This is a genomic window from Pseudoflavonifractor sp. MCC625 (assembly GCF_018784545.1).
In the GTDB taxonomy this organism is placed as follows: domain Bacteria; phylum Bacillota; class Clostridia; order Oscillospirales; family Oscillospiraceae; genus Pseudoflavonifractor_A; species Pseudoflavonifractor_A gallinarum.
Genome location: NZ_WQOJ01000044.1, coordinates 1 through 293 on the forward strand (window position 1 = coordinate 1; position 293 = coordinate 293).

1 protein-coding gene is annotated in these 293 nt (G+C 56.0%); it reads right to left on the bottom strand.

Annotated features, from left to right (window positions below; all coding sequences use genetic code 11):
• A partial coding sequence (locus tag GPK94_RS16440; RefSeq protein ID WP_215656096.1) for a transposase occupies nt 1–293 on the bottom strand: 293 nt, incomplete at both ends.

Genomic DNA, 293 nt, shown 5'->3' on the forward strand with positions numbered 1-293 from the left:
CCAATCCAGACTCCCAGAATGTCCTTCCTGCCATCCATGGTGACACCCAGAACCACATACGCTGCTTTGGTCACGTACCGCCGGTCTTCCCGAACCTTGTAGTGAATGGCGTCCATGAACACAAATGGATACACCGGCTCCAGCGGACGATTCTGCCAGGCTGTGACCTCCGGCATGATCTTTTCACTGATCTTCGTCACCAGCTCCGGAGAAATCTCCACGCCGTACAGCTCCTTGATCTGCTCAGCGATATCCCGCTGGCTCATGCCGCAGGCGTACAGTGCCAGGATCTT